The sequence below is a fragment of the Janthinobacterium sp. GW822-FHT07A03 genome (assembly GCF_058798815.1).
The window spans coordinates 1074960-1089222 of record NZ_JBXAKW010000001.1; the positions used below are offsets into that span (position 1 = coordinate 1074960).

Sequence of the window (14263 nt, forward strand, 5' to 3'; positions counted from 1 at the left end):
GAGACTATTCAATCTGGAGAACACAATGACCGCACCGCAAGCCGCCACTTTCAAGCCTAAAAAATCCGTCGCCCTGTCCGGCGTCACCGCCGGCAACACGGCGCTGTGTTCGGTCGGCAAGACCGGCAACGATTTGCACTACCGCGGCTACGACATCCTGGACGTGGCCGACAGCTGCGAATTCGAGGAAATCGCCTACCTGCTGGTGCACGGCAAGCTGCCGACCTCTGCGGAACTGAAGGGCTACAAGGCCAAGCTGAAGTCCTTGCGCGGCTTGCCGTCGGCAGTGAAACTGGCGCTGGAAGCGCTGCCGGCCGCCGCCCACCCGATGGACGTGATGCGCACGGGCGTGTCCGTGCTGGGCTGCGCGCTGCCGGAAAAGGACGATCATAACGCGCCGGGCGCGCGCGACATCGCCGACCGCCTGATGGCATCGTTCGGCTCCATGCTGCTGTACTGGTACCACTACAGCCATAACGGCAAGCGCATCGAAGTGGAAACGGACGACGACTCGATCGGCGGCCACTTCCTGCACCTGCTGCACGGCGAAAAACCGTCGGCGTCGTGGGAAAAAGCCATGCACACCTCGCTGATCCTGTACGCGGAACACGAATTCAACGCCTCGACCTTCACCAGCCGCGTCATCGCCGGCACGGGTTCGGACATCCATTCGGCCATCACGGGCGCCATCGGCGCGCTGCGCGGCCCGAAACACGGCGGCGCCAACGAAGTGGCGCTGGAGATCCAGAAGCGCTACGACAACCCCGACGAAGCGGAAGCGGATATCCGCGAACGCGTCGCCAACAAGGAAGTGGTGATCGGCTTCGGCCACCCCGTCTACACGATTTCCGACCCGCGCAACGTGGTTATCAAGGAAGTGGCGCGCAATCTGTCGCTGGAAGCGGGTTCGACCAAGATGTTCGACATCGCCGAGCGCCTGGAATCGGTCATGTGGGAAATCAAGAACATGTTCCCGAACCTGGACTGGTTCTCGGCCGTGTCGTACCACATGATGGGCGTGCCGACGGCGATGTTCACGCCGCTGTTCGTCATCTCGCGCACCTCGGGCTGGGCCGCCCACATCATCGAACAGCGCATCGACAACAAGATCATCCGCCCGAGCGCCAATTACGTGGGTCCTGAAGACCTGGAATTCGTGCCGATCAAGGACCGCAAATAATGAGCACAGCAATGAGTATCCCCATGAATACCCTGCACCGCAAACCCTTGCCGGGCACCCAGCTAGACTACTTCGACACGCGCGCCGCCGTCGATGCGATCCAGCCAGGCGCCTACGCCACCTTGCCCTACACCTCGCGCGTGCTGGCCGAAAACCTCGTGCGCCGCTGCGACCCGGCCACCCTGAACGCGTCGCTGAGCCAGTTCATCGAACGCCGCCGCGACCTGGACTTTCCGTGGTTTCCCGCCCGCGTCGTCTGCCATGACATCCTGGGCCAGACGGCCCTGGTCGACCTGGCCGGCCTGCGCGACGCCATCGCGGCCCAGGGCGGCGACCCGGCCCTGGTCAACCCGGTGGTGCCGACGCAGCTGGTGGTCGACCATTCGCTGGCCGTCGAATGCGGCGGTTTCGACCCCGACGCCTTCGCCAAGAACCGCGCCATCGAAGACCGCCGCAACGAAGACCGTTTCGACTTCATCGACTGGACGAAAAAAGCGTTCAAGAACGTTGATGTGATTCCACCAGGCAACGGCATCTTGCACCAGATCAATCTTGAGCGCATGTCGCCAGTGATCCAGGTGCAAAATGGTGTAGCCTATCCTGATACATTGGTGGGTACGGATTCGCACACGCCGATGGTCGACGCGCTGGGCGTGATCGCCATCGGCGTGGGCGGCCTGGAAGCGGAAAGCGTGATGCTGGGCCGCGCCTCGTGGATGCGTTTGCCCGACATCATCGGCGTCAAGCTGACGGGCAAGCCGCAGCCGGGCATCACGGCGACCGACACCGTGCTGGCGCTGACGGAGTTCCTGCGCAAGCAGAAGGTCGTCTCGTCCTACCTGGAATTCTTTGGCGAGGGTGCCTCGCACCTGACCCTGGGCGATCGCGCCACGATTTCCAACATGGCACCGGAATTCGGCGCCACGGCCGCCATGTTCTACATCGACGCGCAAACCATCAAGTATCTGAAGCTGACGGGCCGCGACGACGAACTGGTGAAACTGGTGGAGCTGTATGCGAAGGAAACGGGCCTGTGGGCCGACAGCCTGGCCGACGCCGAGTACGAGCGCGTGCTGACGTTTGACCTGTCGTCCGTGGTGCGCAATATCGCCGGGCCGTCGAATCCGCACAACCGCGTGCCGACGTCGGAACTGGCCGCGCGCGGGATCTCCGGCGTGGTGGAAAACGAACCGGGCAAGATGCCGGATGGCGCCGTCATCATCGCCGCCATCACCAGCTGCACCAATACGAACAACCCGCGCAACATGATCGCCGCCGGTTTGATCGCGCGCAATGCGAACCGCCTCGGCCTGACGCGCAAGCCTTGGGTCAAATCGTCGCTGGCGCCAGGATCGAAAACCGTGGAACTGTATCTGCAGGAAGCGGGCCTGATGCCGGAACTCGAAACATTGGGCTTCGGCGTGGTGGCGTTTGCCTGCACCTCGTGCAACGGCATGTCGGGCGCGCTCGACCCCGTGATCCAGGACGAAGTGGTGTCGCGCGACCTGTACGCCACGGCCGTCCTGTCGGGCAACCGCAACTTCGACGGCCGCATCCACCCGTACGCGAAACAGGCTTTCCTCGCCTCGCCGCCGCTGGTGGTGGCCTACGCGATCGCCGGCACCATCCGCTTCGATATCGAGAAGGATGTGCTGGGCCATGACGCGGATGGCAAGGCCATTCTGCTCAAGGATATCTGGCCGTCCGACGAGGAAATCGACGCCATCGTCGCGTCCAGCGTCAAGCCCGAGCAGTTCCGCAAGGTGTACATTCCCATGTTCGCCGCGCAGGCGGACGATGGCATCAAGGTCAGCCCGTTGTACGACTGGCGTCCGCAAACGACGTATATCCGCCGTCCGCCGTACTGGGAAGGCGCGCTGGCCGGCGCAAGGCCGTTGAAAGGCATGCGTCCGCTGGCCGTCCTGGGCGACAACATCACCACCGACCACTTGTCGCCATCGAACGCCATCATGCTCGACAGCGCGGCCGGCGAGTACCTGGCGAAGATGGGTTTGCCCGAGGAAGACTTCAATTCCTACGCCACGCACCGGGGCGACCATCTGACGGCGCAGCGCGCCACGTTCGCCAACCCGACCCTGAAGAACGAGATGGTCGTCGAGGACGGTAAAGTGAAGGCCGGTTCGCTCACGCGCATCGAGCCGGAAGGAAAAATCTCGCGCATGTGGGAAGCCATCGAGGTGTACATGGAGCGCAAGCAGCCATTGATCATCATCGCCGGCGCCGACTATGGCCAGGGTTCCTCGCGCGACTGGGCCGCCAAGGGCGTGCGCCTGGCCGGCGTGGAAGCCATCGTGGCCGAAGGTTTTGAACGCATCCACCGCACCAACCTGGTGGGCATGGGCGTCTTGCCGCTGGAATTCCTCCCTGGCGTGAACCGCAAGACCCTGGGCCTGGACGGCAGCGAAACCTACGACGTCGTGGGCGAGCGCACGCCGCGCTCCACCTTGACCTTGTTGATCCATCGCAAGAACGGCGAAACGGTCGACGTGCCCGTCACCTGCCGCCTCGATACGGCGGAAGAGGTGTCGATCTACGAGGCGGGCGGCGTTCTTCAACGATTCGCGCAGGATTTCCTCGAATCGTCCAAAGCAGCGTAAGCAGTTCGTCATTTACCGGGTGGCGCGCAGGCGCGCGCTGCCCGGCTTTTCAGGAAATTTCATGACCCACGTACCCCAAATCAAGATCCCCGCCACCTATATGCGCGGCGGCACCAGCAAGGGCGTGTTCTTCCGCCTGCAGGATTTGCCGGCCAGCGCTCAAGTACCGGGCGCGGCGCGCGATGCGCTCCTGCTGCGCGTGATCGGCAGCCCCGACCCCTACGGCAAGCAGATCGACGGCATGGGCGGCGCCACGTCGAGCACCAGCAAGACGGTGATCCTGGCGAAAAGCACGAAGCCGGAGCACGACGTCGACTACCTGTTCGGCCAGGTTTCTATCGACAAGCCTTTCGTCGACTGGAGCGGCAATTGCGGCAACCTGTCGGCCGCCGTCGGTTCGTTCGCCATTGCCAGCGGCTTGCTGGACGCGTCCCGCGTGCCTGCCGACGGCATCGCCACGGTGCGCATCTGGCAAGCCAATATCGGCAAGACCATCATCGCCCACGTTCCCATGACGCAGGGCGAAGTCCAGGAAACGGGCGACTTCGAACTCGATGGCGTGACCTTCCCGGCTGCCGAAGTGAAATTGGAATTCCTCGATCCGGCCGCGGACGAGGAGGGCGGCGATGGTGGCAGCTCGGCCATGTTCCCTACCGGCAACCTCGTCGATGACCTCGACGTGCCCGGCATCGGCGTGTTGAAAGTCACGATGATCAACGCCGGCATCCCGACGATTTTTGTCAACGCGGACGCCATCGGCTACACGGGCACGGAACTGCAGGACGCCATCAATGGCGATCCGGCCGCGCTGGCCCGTTTCGAGACCATCCGTGCGCATGGCGCTCTGCGCATGGGTTTGATTTCCCATCTCGATGAAGCGGCGAAGCGCCAGCACACGCCGAAGGTGGCCTTTGTCGCCCGGCCGGCCGGCTATGTCTCGTCCAGCGGGAAAAAGGTGGAAGCGGGCGAGATCGACCTGCTGGTGCGCGCTCTGTCCATGGGCAAGCTGCACCATGCCATGATGGGCACGGCGGCAGTTGCCATCGGCACGGCGGCGGCCATTCCCGGCACCCTGGTGAACCTGGCGGCCGGCGGCGGTCCCCGCAACTCCGTGCGCTTCGGCCACCCGTCCGGCACCCTGACGGTGGGGGCGGAAGCGGCGCTGGCCGATGGCGTCTGGAGCGTCACCAAGGCCATCATGAGCCGCAGCGCGCGCGTGCTGATGGAGGGCAGCGTACGCATTCCCGGCGACGCGTTTTAAGCTGCCAGCACAAATAGGCGGATGCGCATGCAAATCAGTTGATATTTCTGCTAGCAAAGAAACTGAGCGACAAGGAGAATGGGGGAGCGTCAGCCGTGATGCGCGTGCGGTGGCGGCCTCCCATGCTTCCTGACTGGTGAACAATCGATGCTATTTAACTCCTACGTCTTCCTGTTTGCCTATCTGCCCATCACGGTGGCCGGATTTTTCATCCTGGGACGGCGCAGCCAGGTGTGGGCCACCGCCTGGCTGGCCGGCGCCTCGCTGTTTTTCTATGGCTGGTGGGATTACCGCTACCTGCCGCTGCTGCTCGCCTCCATCGTCTTCAACTACGCGTGCGCGGATCGGCTGGGGCCTGGACGCATCCGCCACCGCAAGGGCCTGTTGATCGGGGCCATCGCCGCCAATCTGGGCCTGCTTGCCTATTACAAGTATGCGGGCTTCTTTGTTGCCAGCGTGGCGGACCTGCTGGCGCAGCCGCTGCCCGTCCTGCATGTGGTGCTGCCCATCGGCATCTCGTTTTTCACCTTTACGCAGATCGCCTTCCTGGTCGACACCTACCAGGGCAAGGCGCAGGAAAGCCGCTTTGTCCACTATCTGCTGTTCGTCACCTATTTCCCGCACCTGATCGCCGGCCCCGTATTGCACCACAAGGAAATGATGCCGCAATTTGCCGACAAGCGGATTTTCCGCCTCTCGGCCAGGAATGTGGCCATCGGCGCGACCATTTTCGTCATCGGGCTGGCGAAGAAAGTGCTGGTCGCCGATAACATCGGCCCGTATGCGGCACCGCTGTTCAGCGACCCGGCCGCGCCATCGCTGCTGGTCGCCTGGGGCGGGGTACTGGCATACGCGTTCCAGCTGTACTTCGATTTCTCCGGCTATTCCGACATGGCCATCGGCTTGTCGCGCCTGTTCGGCGTGCGCCTGCCGCTCAATTTTGACTCGCCCTATAAAGCGCGCAATATCGCGCAATTCTGGCGCCGCTGGCACATGACCCTGTCGCGCTTCCTGCGCGATTACCTGTATATCCCGCTGGGCGGCAACCGCTGCGGGCCCGTGCGGCGCTACCTGAACCTGATGGTCACGATGGTGCTGGGCGGCCTGTGGCATGGCGCCGGCTGGAATTTCATCGTCTGGGGGGCGCTGCACGGCGCTTACCTGGTCATCCACAAGGGCTGGAGCACGGTGGCGCGCCAGCTGCACCTGCAGTCCGGTACGCGCGGCGGGAATGTCGTGGCGACTTGCCTCACTTTCACCGCCGTCTGCATCGCCTGGGTTTTCTTCCGCGCGCCCGACATGGCCAGCGCCCTGACAATATTAAAAGGCATGGCCGGCGGTTTCGGGCTGGCCTTGCCCGATGCGCTGGCGCCCTATCTGCTGCCGGTGCAGCCCTTGCTGGGGATGCTGGGCGTGTCGTTTTATCTGGGAGGCGGCACGGCCTTCATGGAAAGCTGGACGTGGATCGCGATGGCGGCCGTGCTGGTTTTCGCCTTGCCCAATACGCAGCAGATCATGCGGCGCTTCGGGCCGGCGCTCGATTTCAGGGAGGGCCAGGCCGTGGCGGGGCAGGGCGGGTTGGGCGTCTTGCGCTGGCTGACCTGGCGCGCGTCGCCGGCGTGGGCCGCCGCCATCGCCGCGCTGGCGCTGGCGAGCACGCTGGCCTTGAACCGGCCGGCCGAGTTCCTGTACTTTCAATTTTAGGGGGCGGCCATGACACGCCCCCCGTTCAGGCTTTATCTGCTCACGCTGCTTCTCTCGCTGGTGTCGGGCGCCATCATCGTTTGCGCTTTTGTGCTCATCGTCGATCCGTATGGCGTGTATGGGATCGTGCGCCGCGAGCATTTCAATGCCGTCAAGCCGGGGCTGACCCGCTATCAAAACCAGATCAAGCAGGAACATGCGCTGCGTCTGCGGCCGCAATTCGTCATCTTGGGGAACTCGCGTGCCGAGATCGGCTTCGATCCGCGCGCCGGCGCTTTTTCAAGGCACGGTGCCGGCTACAACCTGGCGATTCCCGGCACGGGACTGGCCACGTCCGCCAGCCAGTTCGCGCAATTGCTGCAGGCCGGCGTCAAGCCACGCACGGTCATCGTGGGCATGGAATTCATCGATTTTCTCAATCCCGCCGTCGCACCGTCCGCACGTCCGGCGCCAGCGGCCGCTGCGCCCGCGCATGGCCGCGCCTTCTGGCGCTTTGATGCGCTCTTTTCGCTGGCGTCCATCCGGGACGCCGCGCACACGCTGCGCATTCAGCACGACGATGAGGCGGACACCTTGTCTGCCGATGGCTTCAATCCCTTGCTGGAGTACGGCGCCCATGCGCGCCGGGATGGCTACCACAAGATGTTCACGCAGCGGGCGCAGGAAAGCGCCGCCAATTTGCGCCGCAAATCGACGCGTGGCCTTGCCACCGAAGACTTTCAATTGCTGCGCACCTTTTTGCTGGCGATGGCGGCCACCGAGGCCGATATCAAGCTGGCGATCTATCCGTATCACGCGCAAATGCTTGCCATGTTCGAGGCCGCGGGGCTGTGGCCCCTGTTCGAATTGTGGAAAGCACAGCTGGTGCAGGAAATTGGCGCGCTCAAGGAGCGCTACCCGGATGCGCATATTTCCCTCACTGATTTCAGCGGCTATGGCGCATACAACTGCGAGCCGATACCCGCCGCCAATGAGCGGAGCACTGCCACGCGCTGGTACTGGGAGGCCGGACATTTCAAGAAGGCGCTGGGCGATATCGTGCTGCGGCGCGTGATGTCGCCACAGGACCATGCGCCTGGCGATGGGCAGTTTGGCATGCCGCTCGATGACGCCAGCCTTGAGGAAAACCGCGCGCGGATCGCGCAGGAACGCAATAGTTGCGCGGCGGCGCAGCCGGCATTGTTTTCAAGGCGGCTGCTCGCCACACAGCATAGCCACACTGGAGGAAGCAGATGAACAGATAAGCAGAACATGCACGAACAAAAAAACACAGATTGCACGCCTACCGGAGGAGACATGAATTTCGCAGCATTTTATCAACGCTCGATCGACACGCCTGACATTTTCTGGCGCGAGGAAGCCGACAAGATCGACTGGAACACCCCGTTTTCGCAAGTGCTCGATTATTCCCGCCCGCCTTTCGCCAAATGGTTCGTCGGCGGGACCACGAATCTGTGCCACAACGCCGTCGACCGCTGGGTGGACAGCCAGGGCGATGCCGCCGCGCTGATCGCCATTTCCACCGAAACGAATACGGAGCGCAGCTACAGCTTTCGCGAGCTGCAGCGCGAAGTGGAGCGCTGCGCCGCCATTTTGCTGTCGCTCGGCGTGGTCAAGGGCGACCGCGTATTGATCTACATGCCGATGATCGCCGAGGCGGCGTTTGCCATGCTCGCTTGCGCCCGCATCGGCGCCGTGCATTCCGTGGTGTTCGGCGGCTTTGCCGCCAACAGCCTGGCCAGCCGCATCGATGATGCGCAGCCCAAGCTGGTATTTTCCGCCGATGCCGGTTCGCGCAATGGCAAGGCGATTGCCTACAAGCCGCTGCTCGACGAAGCCATCCGCATCGCGGCGCACAAGCCGCAGTACGTGCTGCTGGTCGACCGCCAAATGCTGCCGATGGAACGGACGCCGGGCCGCGACGTCGATTACGCGGCCCTGCGCGAGCAGCATCTGGACGCGCAGGTGCCCGTTGCCTGGCTCGAATCGAACGAGCCGTCGTACGTGCTGTACACCTCGGGCACGACGGGCAAACCCAAGGGCGTGCAGCGCGACGTGGGCGGCTATGCGGTGGCGCTGGCCTCGTCGATGCAGTACAACTTCTGCGGCAAGCCCGGCGAAACCTTCTTTGCTACCTCGGATATCGGCTGGGTGGTGGGCCACTCCTACATCGTGTACGGCCCGCTGATCGCCGGCATGGCCACCATCCTGTACGAAGGCTTGCCCATCTGCCCCGATGCTGGCATCTGGTGGAGCATCGTTGAAAAATACAAGGTCACGCGCATGTTCTCGGCGCCGACGGCCATCCGCGTGCTGCGCAAGCACCCGGTGGAACTGATGCGCAAATACGACTTGTCCTCCCTGAAAGCGCTGTACCTGGCGGGCGAGCCGCTCGATGAAACCACGTCGCAGTGGATCGCCGACGAACTGAAGGTGGACATCATCGACAACTACTGGCAGACGGAGACGGGCTGGCCGATCCTCTCGGTGGCGAAAGGGATTGCCAATACGCCGACGCGCCTGGGCAGCCCCGGCGTGGCCATGTACGGCTACCGGGTCAGGCTGCTCAACGAGGCGACGGGCGAGGAGTGCGGTGCCGACGAGAAGGGCGTGCTGGTGCTGGAAGGCCCGCTGCCGCCCGGCTGCATGCAGACGGTCTACGGCGACGACGCTCGTTTCGTCGACACCTACTGGTCCACCTTCAGCGGTCGGCAAGTGTATTCCACCTTCGACTGGGGCGTGCGCGATGCGGACGGCTATTATTTTATTCTGGGCCGCACCGACGACGTGATCAACGTGGCCGGCCACCGCCTGGGCACGCGCGAAATCGAGGAAAGCATCTCCAGCCATCCGAACGTGTCGGAAGTGGCGGTGGTGGGTGTGGAAGACAAGCTCAAAGGCCAGGTGGCGATGGCTTTCGTGATCCTGAAGAATCCGCAGGGCTTCGACAGCGTCGAGGCGAAGGCGGTACTGGAACGCGAAGTGATGGCCGTGGTCGACCGCCAGCTGGGCGCCGTGGCGCGGCCCGCGCGCGTGCTGTTCGTGGCGCAGCTGCCGAAGACGCGCTCGGGCAAGCTGCTGCGCCGTTCGATCCAGGCCATCTGCGAAGGACGCAGTCCGGGCGACCTGACGTCGATGGACGATCCGGCATCGCTGCAGCAGATCCAGGCAGCGCTGGCTTAAGCGCCGTGACGGGAGCGAAGTTTATCAATCGATAAACCTCGTTTTCAAATACGGTCGCTTTCCTTGCGCACGACCCTGCCCACGATCAGGCATTCATTGCCGCGGCATAGCTTGCGGTGGTATTTGCGCTGGTCGGGGTTGTCCGACGTCAGCCACCATTCGCCGATATCGCGCGCCATGCGCTTGACCACCGGCTCGCCTTCGTAGTTGATGGCAAACACGATGCCGTCGGCCGGCCGGTTGTCGGCCGTATTGATGATCACCACGTCGTCCTCGTACAGGGCCGGCTCCATGCTCTCGCCCTTGACCTTGATCGCCACCAGTTTTTCAGGGTGGTAGCCATTGCGCTCGACCCAGCTGCGCGGCACGCTGATGGTGCTGCCGTCGTGCGTTTCCGGCTCGATGGCAAAGCCCGTGATGCCGGCCGACAGGCGCAGCTTCACCTTGCGGATCGGGTAAAAGCGTTCATCCTCGCCATCTTCCACGACCACGGGCTGCACGCCGGCCAGCGCGCGCGCGGCCATGGCCGCCTGGTCGGGCGCCGCGCCCTGGTCGAAGTACATGCTGTCGAGCCGCAGGTCCGCTTCCAGCTTGCGTGCGATCTTTTCGCTGAAGGCGCGTCCCTCGCGGTAGGTGGGCGAGAGGATTTGCGAGATGCGCGCCTCGCTCCAGCCGCTGACGTCGGAAATTTTCTTGCGCGTGTTGTCGTAGTGCTCGCGGATCAGGGCCAGCAGGCGGTCGCGTCTGTATTGATACATATCCATCTCCACATTAAACCTGAAATTTACCGTTTGATAAATTACCAAATGCTTGACTTTAACATTAGCGATTGATAAAGTCTACTTGTTGCCTGTCGCAAACGTACTACAGCGTTTGCCGGTTGGCGACACCACGGGAGGTCAGGCAGATGTTGAACAGCAGTCAGTCGGTTGAAAGCAGGGCGGTGCCGCGGCAGGGGCGCCAGTTACAGGGACGCAGCAAGAAGTCGCAGCTGCATATCGCCCGCATCGCGCAGTACATTCGCGAGCAGGGCCAGGCCAGCGCGGCGCAGTTGTCCGCCTTGCTGGGACTCGACGCGGGCACCATGAGCCGCTATTTGCGCCACATGTGCGGCATGGGACAGATCCACCTGGCGCAGCGCCATTGCACGGAACCGGGGCGCCAGCGGCCCGCCCTATACGCCTTGGGCGAACAGGACGACGAGGTCGACGGCTGGGCCGAACTGCCGCCGCAGGTGCGCCGCACGGCCAGCTGGCCACGCGGTGCGGCGCGCCGCGATCCGCTGGTGGCGGCCCTGTTCGGGCCGGCGCAGGAAAATTAAGATAAGAATCAACGAGGAGAAAATCATGGGGTTTGCAGAAAAATTCATCGCATCGCTGTCGTCGCAGAACCTGCGCGACGACGCCGTCCACCACGACCTGGACGTGATCGCGGCCGCCGCGCTGGCCGGCGACATGGGCGCCTTGCTGTGCCGTGTCAAATACGCGGACGGCACCGTCAGCCGCCTGTTCGAGGGCAATGCCGGCAACCTGGCGCAGCTGCTGCGCGCCTGGACGGCGGCCGTGACGCAGAAGGGCCGCGCGCGGCGCTGGGTCAAGGCGCAGACGGCCTGGGATGCGCAGGCCGCCAATACCTTGTACCGCCGCGTGGCCGAAGCGTCGCTCGCGCATTGGCTCGACAGCAAATGCAAGGTTTGCCACGGCACGGGCGTCGTCGCCGCCATGCAGGCCGGCGCGCCGGTCGTCTGCAAGGCGTGCCACGGTGCCGGCGAAGCGGCCATCAGCTGCTCCGGCGGCTTTGAGCTCGAACGCATCAAGGATATGGTCAGCGAGCTGGAAGGCATCTTCCAGTCGCACGGGGCCCGCGCCATGCGCCGCCTGGGTCACTGAAAAAATTCTGCAATATGCCTGGTGATGCAAAAAACGCCCCTACAATAGAGTCTCGATCACGCAGCAACAGCAACACCGCGACACCGCAGGACCACATGCTTCTCCACTCGTAATAGACGCGCTTTCGGCGCGACACCGATAGGGGAATTCAGCGCAGCGAACCGCCTTCATGGCCCCCTTCGCCCATTCCGTCCGGCACGGCCCCGCGCCATCCGGACGCCAGCCCGCCGCCTCACCGCGCGCGGGCTTTTTATTTTCCCGATACTTGGCAGTTCCCCCCTCAAGACCACATCTGTGGTCTTTTTTTTTCATCCCACGAAAGGTATTACTTATGGCATCGACAGCAAACGGCATCGACAGCTTGATCGTTATCAGCAAACAAAGCGCCGAAGGCAGCAAGGCCGCCGCCGGCGGCGGCCAGATTTATCCCCGCGTCACGGCCACCTTCGACACGGAAGCGGACAAATATGCGAGCGCCGAAATCGACGCCAGCCAGCAGCAGGGCGATACCCGCCTGGGCAATTTCCGCACCACGGGCGCCATCAAGGCGGAAGCGGCGTGCGGCACCTACGCGCCGCTGATGGCAGCGCTGCTGCGCCGCGACTTCACGGCCGGCGGCGTCGCTGCCGCGCAAACCACCATCGCTGCTGCCGCCTCCGGCCTGACGCGCAGCGCCGGTTCCTGGCTGGCAGAAGGTTTCCGCGCCGGCAGCGTGGTGCGCATCACCGGCATGACGGCGCCGGCCGCCGCCAACAACGCGAAGAACTTCTTCGTCACGTCGGTGACGGCGACCAACCTGAATGGCCAGTTCATGGACGGTTCGGCCATGATCGTCAAGGCGGCCGGCGACTCGGTCGGCGTGGCGGCGGTGGGCAAGCGCAGCTTCACCCCTTTGAGCGGCCACACCACCGACTGGTTCACGGCCGAAGTGCAGGACCCGAAGATCGGCGTACACCGCAGCTTCGTCGACCAGCTGGTCAGCAAGATGGATATCGCCGTGCAGCCGAACGGCATCACCAGCCTGGACTTCACCCTGATGGGCAAGGCGGAAGGCCCGACCACGGCCGTGCCGTACTTCCCCACGCCGCTGGCCGCGCCGGGCACCGGCAAGTTTTCGGGCGCCACGGCGATGCTGTCCGTGAACGGCATCCCGTCGCAGATCTGCACCGGCATGTCCGTCTCGCTCGACGGCCAGGTCAAGGTCGACCCGGTGATCGGCTCGAAGTACGCCACGGCCGCCTCGCGCGGCAAGGTGATGGGCTCGGGCCAGTTCACGGTGCTGCTGCAGGACACCACCTACCTCGACTACTTCAAGTCCGAGACGGAAATCCCGCTGGCCTACGCCATGGCGTCGGGCACGGCGCCAACCGCCGACGTGCTGGCGCTGGCCATGGGCCGCATCAAGATCACCTCGGCCAAGATCGACGACGGCGAGAAGAACAAGATCGTCACCTGCGCCTTCGACGTCCTGCGCTACAAGGGCGCCGATGCGCAGCATGAAGCGACCACCCTGACCATCCAGGACAGCGCGCTGTAAGCGGCTGACGCTTGTTTCGGGGCCGCCGTGAGGCGGCCCTTTTACCTTTTATCCCATTGAATTCATTCAGAAAGCGGCACACATGAACAACGCACAAAAAATCCAGGCAGGTTTCGACATCGGCAATATCCACGCGGCTGCCACGCCCGTCACCTTCGACGTGCCCGTCATCTTCGACGCGGACGGCGAAGCGGTGGCCGGCCTGACCATCGTCGGCAAGAACAGCGAGCAATACCGCCTGGCCAACAACGCCGTGCGCGCAGAAGGTTATAAAAAATCGGCGCGCCGCAAGACGGCCATCGACGCCTCCACCGACGAAGGCGCGGAACTGCTGGTGCAAGCGATCGACGGCAACCAGAAACGCCTGGCGTTGGCCGTGGTCACGGGCTGGTACGGCTTCACCAGCAACGGCGCACCCGTGCCACTCGATGCTGCGCTGCTGGAAGCGGCCTTTGAAAAATACCCGACCTGGCAGGAAAAAGTGACCACGGCGCTGGAAAACGAGTCGAATTTTTTGAAACTCTGACGGCCAGCCTGCTGCGCTACGCCGGGCACCAGTTCGAGCGCGGTGCGCGGGCGGCCGATGGCCATGCCAAGGGCGAGCATATCGATGCCGCCCGGCGCCATCCGCTGTACCGCGCGCCGCCCGAAGAGGCGGCGCCGCCCATGCCGTTCGAGCTGGCCCACGTGTGGGAATGGTTCGCGCAATTGAACCGCAAGCGGCAGAACGGCATGGCCGTCAACCCCATCGCCAGCATGGAAATCCTCGCTTGGCAGGCGCGACACGGCATCGCCATCGAGCCGTTCGAGCACCAGCTGCTGGACCAGCTCGACGCGCTGTTCCTGTCGCACCAGCATGCGGCGGGCTGACCCGCATTTTTCAACCCGGCC

General features: G+C 63.8%; 12 protein-coding genes. 11 read left to right on the plus strand and 1 reads right to left on the minus strand.

Going from position 1 to position 14263, the window contains the following annotated elements; genetic code table 11:
• The first annotated feature begins 25 nt into the window (after positions 1–25).
• From prpC to AC1RJW_RS04945, 6 genes are all read left to right on the plus strand, one after another.
• The gene (gene prpC / locus AC1RJW_RS04920; protein WP_493043904.1) at positions 26–1180 is read left to right on the plus strand and encodes a bifunctional 2-methylcitrate synthase/citrate synthase; all 1155 of its coding nucleotides are present in this window, start codon (positions 26–28) and stop codon (positions 1178–1180) included.
• A gap of 23 nt (positions 1181–1203) precedes the next feature.
• Positions 1204–3798 (plus strand): Fe/S-dependent 2-methylisocitrate dehydratase AcnD, encoded by a 2595-nt coding sequence (gene acnD / locus AC1RJW_RS04925; RefSeq protein ID WP_493043906.1) that lies wholly within the window; start codon positions 1204–1206, stop codon positions 3796–3798.
• Between the two features lie 61 nt (positions 3799–3859).
• Positions 3860–5059, plus strand: coding sequence for a 2-methylaconitate cis-trans isomerase PrpF (prpF, locus tag AC1RJW_RS04930; protein WP_493043908.1), 1200 nt, complete (start codon positions 3860–3862; stop codon positions 5057–5059).
• A 147-nt stretch (positions 5060–5206) separates the two neighbouring features.
• Positions 5207–6763, plus strand: coding sequence for an MBOAT family O-acyltransferase (locus AC1RJW_RS04935; protein ID WP_493043910.1), 1557 nt, complete (start codon positions 5207–5209; stop codon positions 6761–6763).
• Positions 6764–6772: 9 nt separating this feature from the next.
• Positions 6773–7999: a hypothetical protein gene (locus tag AC1RJW_RS04940; RefSeq protein ID WP_493043913.1), complete on the plus strand. Its 1227-nt coding sequence runs from the start codon at positions 6773–6775 to the stop codon at positions 7997–7999.
• A gap of 60 nt (positions 8000–8059) precedes the next feature.
• On the plus strand, positions 8060–9946 hold the full coding sequence (locus AC1RJW_RS04945) for a propionate--CoA ligase (RefSeq protein ID WP_493043914.1): 1887 nt from the start codon (positions 8060–8062) through the stop codon (positions 9944–9946).
• 44 nt (positions 9947–9990) lie between these two features.
• Here the strand turns inward: AC1RJW_RS04945 and AC1RJW_RS04950 are convergent, their stop codons facing one another.
• Positions 9991–10704, minus strand: a complete 714-nt coding sequence (locus AC1RJW_RS04950; RefSeq protein ID WP_493043916.1) for a S24 family peptidase — start codon at positions 10702–10704, stop codon at positions 9991–9993.
• Between the two features lie 149 nt (positions 10705–10853).
• On the opposite strand from AC1RJW_RS04950, the gene AC1RJW_RS04955 reads away from it, so the two are divergent.
• The 5 genes from AC1RJW_RS04955 (at position 10854) to AC1RJW_RS04975 (ending at position 14242) form a co-directional block, all read left to right on the plus strand.
• Positions 10854–11267, plus strand: a complete 414-nt coding sequence (locus tag AC1RJW_RS04955; RefSeq protein ID WP_493043918.1) for a FeoC-like transcriptional regulator — start codon at positions 10854–10856, stop codon at positions 11265–11267.
• 25 nt (positions 11268–11292) lie between these two features.
• The gene (locus tag AC1RJW_RS04960) at positions 11293–11835 is read left to right on the plus strand and encodes a DnaJ-like cysteine-rich domain-containing protein (RefSeq protein WP_034783962.1); all 543 of its coding nucleotides are present in this window, start codon (positions 11293–11295) and stop codon (positions 11833–11835) included.
• Between the two features lie 331 nt (positions 11836–12166).
• Entirely contained in the window at positions 12167–13372 is a 1206-nt protein-coding gene (locus AC1RJW_RS04965; RefSeq protein ID WP_493043920.1) for a phage tail tube protein, read from the plus strand.
• An 82-nt stretch (positions 13373–13454) separates the two neighbouring features.
• A complete protein-coding gene (locus AC1RJW_RS04970) occupies positions 13455–13898 on the plus strand; it encodes a hypothetical protein (RefSeq protein ID WP_070289666.1) in 444 nt (147 codons plus the stop codon).
• 104 nt (positions 13899–14002) lie between these two features.
• On the plus strand, positions 14003–14242 hold the full coding sequence (locus AC1RJW_RS04975; RefSeq protein WP_493044207.1) for a phage tail assembly chaperone: 240 nt from the start codon (positions 14003–14005) through the stop codon (positions 14240–14242).
• Positions 14243–14263: the final 21 nt, after the last annotated feature.

Coding starts and splice junctions, on each gene's coding strand:
- prpF (WP_493043908.1), top strand. CDS start 3,860: ATGACCCACGTACCCCAAATCAAGATCCCCGCCACCTATATGCGCGGC.
- AC1RJW_RS04970 (WP_070289666.1), top strand. CDS start 13,455: ATGAACAACGCACAAAAAATCCAGGCAGGTTTCGACATCGGCAATATC.
- AC1RJW_RS04935 (WP_493043910.1), top strand. CDS start 5,207: ATGCTATTTAACTCCTACGTCTTCCTGTTTGCCTATCTGCCCATCACG.
- AC1RJW_RS04950 (WP_493043916.1), bottom strand. CDS start 10,704: ATGTATCAATACAGACGCGACCGCCTGCTGGCCCTGATCCGCGAGCAC.
- AC1RJW_RS04965 (WP_493043920.1), top strand. CDS start 12,167: ATGGCATCGACAGCAAACGGCATCGACAGCTTGATCGTTATCAGCAAA.
- AC1RJW_RS04955 (WP_493043918.1), top strand. CDS start 10,854: ATGTTGAACAGCAGTCAGTCGGTTGAAAGCAGGGCGGTGCCGCGGCAG.
- acnD (WP_493043906.1), top strand. CDS start 1,204: ATGAATACCCTGCACCGCAAACCCTTGCCGGGCACCCAGCTAGACTAC.
- AC1RJW_RS04960 (WP_034783962.1), top strand. CDS start 11,293: ATGGGGTTTGCAGAAAAATTCATCGCATCGCTGTCGTCGCAGAACCTG.
- AC1RJW_RS04940 (WP_493043913.1), top strand. CDS start 6,773: ATGACACGCCCCCCGTTCAGGCTTTATCTGCTCACGCTGCTTCTCTCG.
- prpC (WP_493043904.1), top strand. CDS start 26: ATGACCGCACCGCAAGCCGCCACTTTCAAGCCTAAAAAATCCGTCGCC.
- AC1RJW_RS04945 (WP_493043914.1), top strand. CDS start 8,060: ATGAATTTCGCAGCATTTTATCAACGCTCGATCGACACGCCTGACATT.